Here is a 12819-nt window from a genome sequence, read left to right on the forward strand (position 1 = left end):
CGGGACACCCCAGCCGCGGCAGCACTTCGTCCCGTGTCCTCACCCGGTCCTCACCCGCCAGCAAGTGCTCATACGCACACGCACGAACCGACCACGGCAACTTCTTGACCATGACACCCCTCCAACTACAGGGGTGTTGCACTAGCCACCTGAAGACGCCCATCAAACATTGTCATCAAATGCCACCTCGGCGGAGCTATTGACAGCCGCACGACTGCCGGATGATGAGCTCGGTAGGCAGGATCTGGTGCTGCAGTTCCTCGCCGCGCCTCTTGCCCACTAGGGCCCGGACTGCCGCTTGTGCCATCGCCTTGACCGGCTGGGCAACCGTGGTGAGGGCCGGCCAACTGTATTCGGCGTCCAGGGAGCCATCGAACGAGACCAGGGCCAACTCGTCGGGAACCCGGACACCGGCTTCGTGGAGGGCGCGAAGAATGCCGATGGCCTGCATGTCATTGCTGGCAAAGATGGCGGTGGGACGGTTCGCCATGGAGAGGAACCGTTTGCCCACTTCGTAGCCTCCGGGACGGCTGAAGGGGCCGTGGAGCATCGGGCCGTCCGGCAACCCGGCCTCGCGCAGGGCGGCGAGCCAGCCGACCTCACGGCCATCCAGCTGGTTGCCGGTGTTGGTGCCGATCGCCAGGCCGATGTTGCGGTGTCCATGGCCGATCAGGTGACCCACCGCCGCCCGTGCCCCGGCCTCCAGGTCCACTCCGACGCTGTTGAAGACGGGCGGGGATCCTGCGTTGTTCAGGAGGACAGCCGGGATTTCCGAGGCTTCCAGTTCGGTGACATCGGGATCGAACACACAGCTGGCCAGGAACACCCCATCCACCTGCCGGGCAGCGAGGGTCCGGATGTTCTTGCGTTCGCGGGTCAGGCTTCCGTCCGAGTTCGTCAGCACCATGCCGAAGCCAAGTTCGGCCGCGGCGTCCTCCACCGCGTGGGCAAGCTGGGTGAAGAACGGGTTGGTGTTGTCCGGCACCACCACGCCGATGGTTTCGCTGGAACCCAGCTTCAGCGCGCGCGCCGCGGCGTTGGGCCGGTAGCCGAGGACGCGGATGGCTTCGCGGACTTTGGCTTCCGTTGCCGGGGCCACGTTCTTGGGCCCACCGTTCACCACATAACTCACGACGGCGGTACTCACCCCGGCGTACCGGGCCACGTCTTTGCGTGTAACCGGGCCGCGCGGGGTTTGTACAGCTGTTGTTGTCATGGGGTAAATGCTAGCTACTCCACGGGAGCATCACCGAAGTCGCGGATGGGAAGACGCTCCCCGCCCCGAAGTGCGGACTCGTGGGCCACGATGCCGGGAAGGGTGAAGCGGGCAGCCACCCAAGCGTTGACCGGCGGAAGGCTGCGGTTATTCACGGCCGTCACAAAGTCGTCCACCAGGAATTGGTGGCTGCCCTCGTGTCCATTGGGCGCCCCGAGGAACTCTTCCGGGAGGCGGGACTGGTCGTGAACCGGGGCCAGTCCTGAGATGAAGGCGTCCCGCAGCTCCGGAGCCACGTCAGCCAGTGAGGGATCATCGGCGGACATGGTGGGCTTCGTTTCCACCTGCTCGGATACGTCTTCCACAGTGGACTTGTCCTGCCACACTGTGGTGGTTGCCAGTTGCTCGAAGCTGGCTTCGGTGCCGAAGAAGCGGAACCGGGACTCCCGGATGTGCGAGGGGTAGCCCACGCGGCGCATCTCGTTGGTCCGCATCGCACCGCCGTCGTTCATTTCGAACAGTGCGGTCGCGTTGGAGAAGTCATTGGCGAACATGCTGATGTCCTTGTCGAAGACGCCGTCGCCCCGCTGGTCCTTGACCCCGATGCAGCTCACGCTGACCGCATGTCCGGGCACGGCGCCCAGGACCCCGCCGATGGCGTGCGTGGGATAGAGCATGGGCGGGTAGCTGGCAGTTTCCTTCCACCGTTCCCCGCCACTGTACTGGTAGGCCTCGTAGAAGCCGAGGTCCATGTCGTGGACGTAGTCGCCCTCGGTGTAGAAGATCCGGCCGAATTTGCCGGCCTGGTGCTGCTGCCGGGCGAAGACAGTGGCGGGGTTGTAGTAGCTGGTCTCGCCCATGGCGTAGACCAGCTTCGTCTCGCGGACGGCCTCGATGATGCGCTCGATCTCTTCTTCGGAGATGGCCATGGGAACCGCTGAGTAGACGTGCTTTCCGGCCCGGAGGGCCTGCTCCACCAAGGGCCCGTGCGTCCACCGCTGCGTGAAGATGGCGACAGCATCGACGTCGGACTCCAACAGATCCTCGAAGGAGGCCATGGTGCCGTCCAGCCCCCAGCGCTCCTGCGCTGCGGCGGCGCGTTCAGGCAGCTCGTCCACCGCGTAGACCTCGCTGACACCGGGGTGGAGCTTGAAGAGGTGGGCGAACTGGCTGCCGAACTGCCCGGCGCCCACAACACCTATCGAAAACGTCATTGTTTACCTTTCCTGTGGCTACGGGTGCAGCCGTTTGTCTGTCGCATGACACGTACGGACGAGTTTCGCATCACGATCTACACGAGTCAACAGAAACAACATTTCTGAACATTTTTCATCAAAATCGTGCGTCAGCTCTTGCCAACCCAAAATCTACTCGTGTAGATTCACCTCCAGTTGTTACCAGCATCACTCCCACGAAAGGGTCGACGATGACCACGCTCACCAAGCAACCGGATCCGGGGCTCTCGGCCAAGGCGCCGCGGAAGTCACGGAAGCGGGGAAAACCATCCGACGGGTTCCGCGGCATCGGAGACCTGAAGGTCGCACTCTTCTTCATAGCTCCAGCGATGGTCGGATTGATCCTCTTCTACCTCGTCCCCACCATCCGGGGCATCTACCTCAGCTTCACCGAATACAGCATCCTCGGCGACCCGGAATGGATCGGCGCACGGAACTACGAACGCATTGCCAAGGATCCGCTGTTCTGGAACGCCTTGAGCGTCACGGCGGAATACGTAGTGATCAACATCGTCCTTCAGACGGCGCTGGCCCTGGGCCTGGCAATCCTGATGCACCGCGTCGCAAAGTCGACCATCATCCGCGGTGCGCTCCTGATGCCGTACCTGATGGCAAACGTCATCGCGGCTCTCCTGTGGTTTTGGATGCTCGACTACCAGATCGGCATCATCAACCAAATCATCGAATGGACCGGACTGCCCCGCGTAGCCTTCTTCGGCAGCGAGCAATGGGCCATCCCCACCCAAGCACTCATCAACACCTGGCGGCACATGGGTTACACAGCCCTCCTGATCTTCGCCGGACTCCAGGCCATCCCGAACAGCGTCTACGAAGCCGCCAGCATTGATGGTTCCAAGGCCATGAACACTTTCTGGCGGATCACCCTCCCGCTGCTGCGACCCGTTCTGGTACTGGTCCTGGTAGTAACCGTGATCGGTTCCTTCCAGGTTTTCGACACCGTCGCGGTCACCACGGCCGGCGGTCCCGTCAACGCCACCCGCGTGCTGCAGTTCTACATCTACCAGCGCGCCTTCAACGAGCAGGACTTCGGCTACGGATCCGCCCTGGCTGTCATCCTCTTCCTCATCCTCGCCATCGTCGCTTTTATCCAGATGAAATTCCTCCGCGGCAACCAGTCGGACCTGGACTAAGGACACGCCATGACCACTTTCACCTCACCCACGAACACCGGCCGCCGTCGCCCGTTCAGCCGCCCCTTCAACTGGCGCCGCGCCATCGCCCTGACCCTCCTCACCCTTGCGATCGCCGTCAGCATCCTGCCCTTCTACTGGGTGCTGCGCACGGCCCTGTCCTCCAACGGCTCCCTCGCCGCCAACTCCGCCAACCTGCTCCCGGCCGACTTCAACCTGGGCGCGTTCAAGCGGGTCTTCGGCCTCCAGACTGCCTCCGAAGCCATCGCAGAAGGCGGCTCCGGCGCCTCGATCAATTTCTGGCAGTACCTGTGGAACTCCCTGCTCTTCGCCRGCATCACGACAGCCTGCGCGGTGTTCTTCAGCTCCATGGCCGCCTACGCATTCTCCCGGCTGCGGTGGAAAGGGCGCGACGCGGTCTTTTCCTTGTTCCTTGCCACCATGCTCGTCCCGCCGATCTTCACCGCCCTGCCCAATTTCCTGCTCGTGAAGAACCTGGGCCTGCTCAATTCCATGCTCGGACTCGTGCTGCCGTACCTGTTCATGACGCCGTTCGCGATCTTCTTCATGCGCCAGTTCTTCCTGAACATGTCCAGGGAAGTGGAAGAAGCTGCGATGCTCGACGGCGCCAAGCACTGGCGGATCTTCTTCCAGATCATCATGCCCAACGCCGCTGCCCCGATCGCGACCTTGGCGCTGCTGACCTTCATGGGTCAGTGGAACGAATACTTCTGGCCCCTGCTCGTAGGCACCTCCGAGGAATCCAGGGTGCTCACCGTGGGACTGGGAGTCTTCAAATCCCAGTCCCCGCAAGGCGCTCCGGACTGGTCCGGGCTCATGGCCGCAACGCTCGTGTCCGCCACGCCCGTGCTGATCCTCTTCGCCATCTTCGGCAAGCGGATCGTCAATTCCATCGGCTTCAACGGCACCAAATAGCTCTCTCCACCTGCTCACGCGGAAACCGGCATGCGCCGGCACGCACCCATCCAGTCCTGAAAGGACCAACCATGATGAACAAGAAGGCAATCGGCGCCGTCGCCGTCGCGGCAGCCGCCGTCCTTGCGCTGTCCTCCTGCTCCGGCGGAAACTCCGGAGGCAGTTCCGGCGGAGACTCTGCCAAGGGCGAGATCAACTACTGGCTCTGGGACGCCAACCAGCTCCCCGCCTACCAGCAGTGCGCAACCGACTTCACCAAAGCCAACCCGGACATCACCGTCAAGATCACCCAGACCGGTTGGGACGACTACTGGTCCAAGCTCACCAACGGCATGGCCTCCGGTACTGCACCGGACGTCTTCACGGACCACCTGTCCAAGTACCCGGACTTCCTCAAGACCAAGCAGCTGGTGGCCCTCGATGACGCAGTCTCGAAGGACAACGTGGACCTTTCCCAGTACAACGAAGGCCTCGCTGACCTCTGGGTGGGCCAGGACGGCAAGCGCTACGGCCTGCCCAAGGACTGGGACACCGTGGCACTGTTCTACAACCAGAAAATGGCCGCCGACGCCGGCATCACCCCGGAACAAATGGGCTCCCTGACCTGGAACGCGCAGGACGGCGGCACGTACGAGAAGGTCATCGCCCACCTCACGGTCGACAAGAACGGCAAGCGCGGCGACGAAGCCGGCTTCGACAAGGACAACGTTGCCGTCTACGGATTGGGCCTCCCGGGTTCCGATGCCGAGAACGCCGGCCAGACCCAGTGGAGCTACCTGTCCGCCACCACCGGCTGGACCACCACAGACAAGAACCCTTGGGGCACTCACTTCAACTACGACGACAAGAAGCTCCAGGACACCATCGGCTGGTGGGCTTCGCTCGCTGCGAAGGGCTACATGCCCAAGCTTGAAACCACGGTTGGCGCCAACGCCGCCGACAACTTCGGTGCAGGCAAGGCCGCCATCAACAGCAACGGCTCCTGGATGATCGGCCAGTACACCAGCTACAAGGGCATCGACCTCGGCATCGCCCCCACGCCCCAGGGCCCCGATGGCAAGCGCGCTTCCATGTTCAACGGCCTGGCCGATTCCGTGTGGGCCGGCACCAAGAAGAAGGACGCCGCCGTCAAGTGGGTGGAATACCTCGGCTCCGCCGCCTGCCAGGACGTCGTAGCTTCGAAGGCTGTTGTCTTCCCGGCCATCACCACCTCCTCCGAGAAGGCCGCAGACGCCTTCAAGGCCAAGAATGTGGACGTCAGCGCTTTCACCCAGCATGTGAAGGACAAGACCACCTTCATGCTCCCGATCACGGACAACGCCTCCAAGGTTTCCGGAATCATGAAGCCTGCCGTGGACGCGGTGCTCGCCGGCAAGGCCCCGGCCAGCTCGCTGACAGCCGCCAACGAGCAAGTCAACGCACTCTTCGCGAAGTAGTAACAACCCTCCCGTTGTGGGGCCCGCTCGGCGCACTCTGACGCCCCTCAGGCGCGCAGTACGGGCCCCACAACTTTTTCGTCCAGGGCCCAGAGCCCACCCCAGCTGAAAGTGACTCACAACATGCAACCGCTCCATCTCCGTTCCGCAGGTACCAGCCTGGTGATCAGCACCCACCGTGGAGAGGCTGAGATCACCCACTGGGGAGCAGATCTGGGCGATTCCCTGCCGGACCTTGCCATCCTCAACGAACCCATCCCGCCGTCGTCCATCGACGCCAATGTCCCCGCCGGGCTCCTCCCCCAGGCATCGTCATCGTGGCAGGGCAGGCAAGGGCTCCGCGGCCACCGCATCACCGACGGCGTACCCGGCTTTGACTTCTCCGTTCGCCTGCGCGTGGTGCGTGCGACGACGGACGGCACCACCGCCGTCGTGCTTCAGTCAGATCCCGACGCCGGCATCTCGGTTACCAGCAACCTCACCTTGCACCCGGGCGGGCTTCTCGAAATGCGGCACACTGCCACCAACGACGGCTCGTCGCCTTTCCAGGTGGACGAGCTGGCAACCATGCTCCCGGTGGCGCCGGACGCCGTCGAACTCCTGGACCTGACCGGGCGCTGGTGCCGTGAACGGCACCCGCAGCGGCGGGCGATCCAGCAAGGAACCTGGGTCCGCACCGGACGCCACGGCCGCACAGGCCACGATTCGTCGCTGCTTCTTGCCGCCGGGACCGCGGGCTTTGGCAACCGCCACGGCAAAGTGTGGGCCACTCACCTGGCATGGAGCGGCAATCACGAGCAGTTTGCCGACAGCGTTGCCGATGGCCGGACCATGGTGGGTGGATCCGAGCTGCTTGGATCCGCTGAAGTCGTCTTGCAGCCCGGCGAAAGTTACACGACGCCTGCGCTGTTTGCTGCCTACTCGGACCGTGGGCTGGACGGCATCAGCGAGGCGTTTTACAGCTGGTTCCGCTCGCGTCCGCACCATGTGGGCACACCGCGCCCAGTGGTCCTCAACACCTGGGAGGCGGTCTACTTCGACCACAGCCTGGACACGTTGATCGAGCTGGCGGGTTCTGCTGCCGAGCTCGGTGTTGAGCGGTTCGTCCTCGACGACGGCTGGTTCCGGGGGCGTCGGTCCGACAACGCCGGACTGGGCGACTGGTACGTGGATGAGACTTTGTGGCCCGCCGGCCTCACTCCTTTGATCGACGCCGTGACGTCCCGTGGTATGGAATTCGGGCTCTGGGTGGAGCCGGAAATGGTGAACCTGGATTCGGACATTGCCCGTGAGCATCCCGAGTGGATCGTGGGCCCTTCCGCTGCTTCGTACAAGGACGGCGGCCGGCTTCCGCTCGAATGGCGCCAGCAGCACGTCATCGACCTCGTCAATCCCGAAGCCTGGCAGTACGTCTACGACCGGATCGACACCCTGCTGCGCGAAAACACCATCAGCTACCTCAAATGGGACCAGAACCGGGATCTCCTGGAACACGGTCATGGCGGCCGCGCCTCGGTCCATGGGCAGACCTTGGCCGCCTACCGGTTGTTCGATGCCCTCCGGGCGGCGCACCCCACCGTGGAAATCGAGAGTTGCTCCTCCGGAGGCGCCCGCGTGGACCTCGGGATTCTGGAGCGGACGGACCGGATCTGGGCTTCGGATTGCAACGACGCCCTTGAACGGCAAACCATCCAGCGCTGGACCGGCCTGGTGGTTCCGCCGGAACTGGTCGGCGGGCACATTGGGCCGGCCACGTCCCATACGACCGGACGCACCCACGACCTTTCGTTCCGCGCCATCACGGCCTTGTTCGGTCACTTCGGGATGGAGTGGGACGTCCGCTCTGTCACGGCGGCTGATCGCGAGGAGCTCAAGCGCTTCATCGCCTTGTACAAGGACCACCGCGCGTTGATCCACAGTGGGCGGATGGTGCGGGCCGACGTGCCGGACGAGTCACTGATGGTGCACGGCGTCGTGGCTTCAGAGCACGACGGCGGCACTCCAGCGGGCGCCACCGCGGCGCTTTTCGCTGTGGTCAAGACGGCGACGAGCTTCGCCGAGCGCATCGGGCTGGTGGCGATACCGGGGTTGGATCCTCTACGTTCCTACCGGGTGGAGCTTCTGTTCCCGGCCCCCGTCGATGCCGACTACGGACACACGTTCATCGAGGCCAAGCCGGCACCGTGGTTGGCTTCCGGGGCAGAGGCTACCGGGCGGTTCCTGGGCGAAGTGGGGCTGCCGATGCCCGTCCTGAACCCGGAGCACGCAGTCCTCCTGCGTTTCACCGCCCTCTGACCCTCACTCACATCCCACGGGCTTCCCGGGAACCCTTACTCACATCCCACGGGCTTCCCGGGAACCCTCACTCACCGGCAGGGGTTTATACGGCCTCTGCCAGGTATTCGATGGCCAGCTTGTAGCCCAGGACCCCGGCACCGGCGATGACCGCGTTGCAGACGCCGGAAAGGTACGAGTGGTGGCGGAACTCTTCGCGCTGGTGGACGTTGGTGATGTGGACCTCGACGGCGGGCAGCTGCACCGCCGCGAGGGCATCGCGGAGAGCCACGGACGTGTGCGTGAAGGCCCCGGCATTGATGACGATTCCGACGGCGGTTCCGCGGGCTGCATGGATCGCATCCAGGAGGTCGCCTTCGTGGTTCGACTGCACGCAGTCAACGGTGAACCCGTGGGCAGCGGCTGCCGTCATGGCGAGTTGCTCGACGTCGGCCAGCGTGGAGGTTCCGTACTTCTCGGGCTCGCGCGTGCCCAGAAGGTTGAGGTTGGGTCCATTGATCACAAGGATGGTGCCGCGACCGGCTTCGGTGGCGGGGGTGGCTTCAGTCATGGCTCCCAATCTATAGCTGCTCGCGGGTGTCCGGGAATCACGACCAAAGTATGAGAGAGCACCAAGCTAAAACACTCACCATGTGAGAGAAGAGCCGCTACTTGCGGGTGCACTGCCCGGCGGAGACCGATTCGCTGAGTCCGGGAGCCTGGGCCGCTACCGGTTCCAGGTCGGTCATGGTCAAGGCGAATCCCAGGGCGGCGTCCGTGGTGGTCTTGGCGAAGATCAGGCCCGCCACTTGGCCCTGCATCGTCAGCAATGGGCCGCCGGAGTTGCCCGGTTGAACGTCGCCGGCAAGCTTGTACACGAGCTCCGGGGAAGGATTGTTGCCATAAATGTCCGGCACCAAAATGGGCGAAATTCCTTGCACCGTGGCGGGCTTGGACTGGAACGGGCCGCCATGCGGGTAGCCGGCGAAAGCGGCGGGGCTTCCGTCAGGCAGGTCCGGGCTCAGAGGCAGAGGGCTGGACTGCAGTCCATCCACGGCCAGGACCGCAATGTCCCGCTGGGGGTCGAAGTAGACCACGCGACCCGGCAACGCACCGCCGTCGGGAACTTCCACAACGGGTTGCGACACGCCCGCCACCACGTGCGCGTTGGTGACGACGCGCCCGGGCGATACGACGAATCCGGACCCGGTCTGGTTCTGGCCGCATTCGAAGGCCGTACCGGCAATCTTCAGTACGGATTCCGCGGCCTGGTTCAACGCAGGGGTGTCCGTGGATGCATTGGGAACGGGCACGGGCGTGACGGGGCCGATGCCTTCAATGAGCTTCGGAATGCCGTCGCCGATCACCGTGGAGCGCAACTGCGCCATGGTGCTCTTGACCGGTGTGGGCGTGATGTTGTCGATGTAGCGGATGACGCGGGATTCCGCCAGCTGCTGCGACACGAACGGCACGCCCAAGGAACTGATGCTGAAGGCCAACATGGACATCACCAGCGCGGCAACCACCACACTCACGACGCCACCGATCAGCCGGTCCATGGCATGCAGCGGCTTGATCCGCACCGCGTGGCGGATTTTGCGCCCGATCATGGTTCCCAGCCCATGTCCCAACGCAATAAGTACGACGGCGGCACCCACCGTGGCGGTCAGCCTCCAGCCGCTGTCGGTCACCCAGTTGCTGACGAGAGGTACGGCAATGAACGCGGCGATGGCGCCAACAATGAATCCTGCAATTCCGCCCAAAGTGACCATAAAGCCGTTGCGCAGGCCATAGATCAGGTAGGACAGGAGCATCAAGATCAATGCCAAATCCAATATCGTCAAGCCAAACACCAATGCTCCTCATAGCCGGGTAGCGCCAATTGTAGTTGTGCACCCTGACAGCCAACCGTTAGTCACATCACCTCGGCAGGGCGGTCTTACGCCCCTTTCGTGCCGTCGTTTGGGCCCTGGAACGCCCCAAACCCGCGCCATTTCAGCGTTTCGCGTGCCAAGTACGTCACAGAAGCTCAAAAATTCTGAAACAATGGCTGGAGCGCCACGACCGAAACTTATATTCAGGAGATTTCATGGACATCGAGGTATTGCGCCGCGCACCCCTCTTCGCCACCCTTGACGACGACGCATTCCGCTTGCTGACGGACGAACTCACAGAGGTGGACCTTTCACGCGGGGCTTCCGTGTTCCGCGAAGGCGACCAGGGTGACCAGCTCTACTTCATCGTTTCCGGCAAGGTGAAGCTCGGCCGCACCTCCCCCGACGGCCGCGAGTCCCTGCTGGCCATCCTCGGCCCGGGCGAACTCTTCGGCGAAATGGCGTTGTTCGACCCCAGCCCCCGTACGGCAACGGCCACGGCTGTCTCCGAGACCCGCCTTGCCGGCCTCAAGAACGAGAGCCTGAACGCACTGCTTCGCACGCGTCCCGAGGTCTCCGCACAGTTGCTGCAGGCACTGGCCCGCCGCCTGCGCCGCACCAACGACTCCCTCTCCGACCTCGTCTTCTCCGATGTACCCGGCCGCGTGGCCAAGGCACTCCTGGACTTGGCCGACCGCTTCGGCCGCCCGGCCACCGACGGCGTCCTGGTTGCCCACGAGCTCACGCAGGAAGAACTGGCCCAGCTTGTGGGCGCTTCCCGCGAGACCGTCAATAAGGCACTGGCCGAATTCGTCCAGCGTGGCTGGCTGCGGTTGGAAGCCCGCGCCGTCGTCATTCTCGACATGCAGCGCCTCCGCCAGCGTTCACGCTAAAGCGCAAGAAAAGCCGCCCCGGTTTGGAACCCGGGGCGGCTTTTTTGTTGTCCAGTGAGTAAGCGTCAAGCTCAAGCACGCGGAACGTGAGGGAGCATCAGGCTCAAGCACGCGGAACGTGAGGAAGCATCAGGCTCAAGCACGCGGAACGTGAGCAAGCGTCAGCGTTCGCGCTGCGGCTCCCCCGCGACGGTCTTGGCGGCTTCGACTTCGAGCATCAGGATGCCGCCCTCGTCCACCAGTTTGGGCTGGTAGACGTGGGCTTTGCGCTTGTAGCTCAGGTACGCGATGCACCCGTTGGCGTGGGCCATCTTTTCCAGCATGATTTCGGAGCCCGGCACCAAAAGCTGCCCAAGGGCCAGGCCCACAGTGTTTGGCTGGGCGATTTCGTCGCCGAGGGCGGACGTCTCGCGGAGGGCAATGGCCTCTGCCGCGGACACCCATCGGCCCCACACACCTTTACTGCCAAGGATGCTGGGCTGCTGGTTCACCGGCACGGTTGCGGCAAAGTACCGGGTGTTGAAGCGGGTGTGCGCAAAGTCCGGGCTGAGCCAGTTAACCAGCGGCTTCAGCAGATCCGTCCGCAGGGAAAGCCCACGCTTGGTGAGCATCTCCGTGAAGGACTTCTCCTGGGAGGCCACGGCTTCGCGGGCACGCATCCAGTCCACAGTGGAGTTGGCCTCCACTGTGGAGGAAGCGTCGGGTCCGGCCAACAGGACGCCCGTTTCTTCGAACAGTTCACGGATGGCACCCACCACATGACGGCGGGCGAGTCCGACGTCGTCTGTTCCCATCTGCTCAGCCCAATGCTGGGGTGAGGGGCCTACCCAACCGACGGGGTCGTCGTCGGACGGGTCCAGGGAACCGCCCGGGAACGCCACAACGCCCAACGGCGAGGAGCCTGGCCTGTATCCAAGCCAGGTCTCCAAGCCGGAGGGCGAGTCGCGCAGAAGAACAACGGATGATGCGTAGCGGGCGGCCCTGGGGGTCCGCTCGCCGAGTTCAAGCCAGTTTTGTGCTGCCCCCTCAAGTTCGGGAGGGAGGACAAACAATCGGCGGGCAAGCTGCGGCAATTGGGTGAACCGGTTCCTTAGCTGAATTCAGCGATGAGCTCGACCTCTACGGGAGAGTCGAGGGGCAGCACGGAAACGCCGACGGCGGAACGTGCGTGGATGCCGGCGTCGCCGAATACCTGTCCGAGAAGTTCCGACGCACCGTTGATGACGCCGGGCTGGCCGGTGAAGGTGGGTTCGGAGGATACGAATCCGACGACCTTCACGATGCGGGTTACGCGGTCGAGGTCGCCGATGACGCTCTTGACGGCAGCCAGTGCGTTAATGGCGCAGACGGCGGCGTAGCGCTTGGCTTCTTCGGGATCAACAGTTGCCTCGTCCGAGGCACCCAACTCGCCCAAAGACACCTTGCCCGTAGCTTCGAGTTTGCCGTTAATAAAGGGCAACTGTCCGGACGTGTAAACGTAGTTGCCGGAGACGACGGCAGGGACGTAGGCGGCTACGGGGGCGGCGACCTCGGGAAGGGTCAGTCCGAGCTCGGCGAGACGCTGCTCAACGGCCGACGTCGGGGCGCCGGATTCCGCGGGAGAGGTGGTTTCTGCGGGGGTGGTCATGGTTACTGCTTCTCCCTCTTAAGGTATGCGACAAGGCCCTTGCCATCGGGGCCGCCGACAACCTGGACAAGCTCCCAGCCGTCCTCGCCCCACTGGTCCAGGATCTGCTTGGTGGCGTGAATAATGAGCGGAATCGTGGCGTACTCCCATTTGGTCATGACAGAAAGCCTAGCCCTT

General features: G+C 63.7%; 12 protein-coding genes. 5 read left to right on the plus strand and 7 right to left on the minus strand.

Annotation, left to right across the window (positions count from 1 at the left end; all coding sequences use genetic code 11):
• Positions 1-196 precede the first annotated feature (196 nt).
• Together AB4Y81_RS20195 and AB4Y81_RS20200 are read right to left on the minus strand one after the other, a co-directional pair.
• Positions 197-1216, minus strand: a complete 1020-nt coding sequence (locus tag AB4Y81_RS20195) for a LacI family DNA-binding transcriptional regulator (protein ID WP_441996721.1) — start codon at positions 1214-1216, stop codon at positions 197-199.
• A gap of 14 nt (positions 1217-1230) precedes the next feature.
• Positions 1231-2430: a Gfo/Idh/MocA family protein gene (locus AB4Y81_RS20200; protein WP_441996723.1), complete on the minus strand. Its 1200-nt coding sequence runs from the start codon at positions 2428-2430 to the stop codon at positions 1231-1233.
• Between the two features lie 212 nt (positions 2431-2642).
• Between AB4Y81_RS20200 and AB4Y81_RS20205 the strand changes: the two genes are divergently transcribed.
• The 4 genes from AB4Y81_RS20205 to AB4Y81_RS20220 all read left to right on the plus strand — a co-directional run bounded on the left by AB4Y81_RS20205 (position 2643) and on the right by AB4Y81_RS20220 (position 8269).
• A complete protein-coding gene (locus AB4Y81_RS20205) occupies positions 2643-3602 on the plus strand; it encodes a carbohydrate ABC transporter permease (RefSeq protein WP_018777043.1) in 960 nt (319 codons plus the stop codon).
• Positions 3603-3611: 9 nt separating this feature from the next.
• A complete protein-coding gene (locus AB4Y81_RS20210; protein ID WP_441996724.1) occupies positions 3612-4538 on the plus strand; it encodes a carbohydrate ABC transporter permease in 927 nt (308 codons plus the stop codon).
• 71 nt (positions 4539-4609) lie between these two features.
• Positions 4610-5974, plus strand: coding sequence for an ABC transporter substrate-binding protein (locus AB4Y81_RS20215; RefSeq protein ID WP_018777045.1), 1365 nt, complete (start codon positions 4610-4612; stop codon positions 5972-5974).
• A 123-nt stretch (positions 5975-6097) separates the two neighbouring features.
• On the plus strand, positions 6098-8269 hold the full coding sequence (locus tag AB4Y81_RS20220) for an alpha-galactosidase (RefSeq protein WP_416428654.1): 2172 nt from the start codon (positions 6098-6100) through the stop codon (positions 8267-8269).
• An 85-nt stretch (positions 8270-8354) separates the two neighbouring features.
• Here the strand turns inward: AB4Y81_RS20220 and aroQ are convergent, their stop codons facing one another.
• Both aroQ and AB4Y81_RS20230 read right to left on the minus strand, forming a co-directional pair.
• On the minus strand, positions 8355-8819 hold the full coding sequence (gene aroQ, locus AB4Y81_RS20225) for a type II 3-dehydroquinate dehydratase (protein ID WP_018777047.1): 465 nt from the start codon (positions 8817-8819) through the stop codon (positions 8355-8357).
• A 97-nt stretch (positions 8820-8916) separates the two neighbouring features.
• The gene (locus tag AB4Y81_RS20230; RefSeq protein WP_441996725.1) at positions 8917-10101 is read right to left on the minus strand and encodes a MarP family serine protease; all 1185 of its coding nucleotides are present in this window, start codon (positions 10099-10101) and stop codon (positions 8917-8919) included.
• A 236-nt stretch (positions 10102-10337) separates the two neighbouring features.
• On the opposite strand from AB4Y81_RS20230, the gene AB4Y81_RS20235 reads away from it, so the two are divergent.
• On the plus strand, positions 10338-11015 hold the full coding sequence (locus AB4Y81_RS20235; protein ID WP_011775987.1) for a Crp/Fnr family transcriptional regulator: 678 nt from the start codon (positions 10338-10340) through the stop codon (positions 11013-11015).
• A 161-nt stretch (positions 11016-11176) separates the two neighbouring features.
• On the opposite strand, the gene AB4Y81_RS20240 is transcribed toward AB4Y81_RS20235, so the two are convergent.
• The 3 genes from AB4Y81_RS20240 to AB4Y81_RS20250 are packed head-to-tail and all read right to left on the minus strand — an operon-like array spanning position 11177 to position 12800.
• Positions 11177-12088 carry an NUDIX hydrolase gene (locus AB4Y81_RS20240; RefSeq protein ID WP_018777049.1) on the minus strand — a complete coding sequence of 304 codons (912 nt, stop codon included), beginning with the start codon at positions 12086-12088 and terminating at the stop codon, positions 11177-11179.
• A gap of 17 nt (positions 12089-12105) precedes the next feature.
• A complete protein-coding gene (locus AB4Y81_RS20245; protein ID WP_018777050.1) occupies positions 12106-12642 on the minus strand; it encodes a RidA family protein in 537 nt (178 codons plus the stop codon).
• Positions 12643-12644: 2 nt separating this feature from the next.
• The gene (locus AB4Y81_RS20250) at positions 12645-12800 is read right to left on the minus strand and encodes a DUF4177 domain-containing protein (RefSeq protein ID WP_011775990.1); all 156 of its coding nucleotides are present in this window, start codon (positions 12798-12800) and stop codon (positions 12645-12647) included.
• Positions 12801-12819: the final 19 nt, after the last annotated feature.

It is taken from the genome of Paenarthrobacter sp. TAF1, from assembly GCF_052113825.1.
Taxonomy (GTDB): Bacteria; Actinomycetota; Actinomycetes; order Actinomycetales; family Micrococcaceae; genus Arthrobacter; species Arthrobacter nicotinovorans.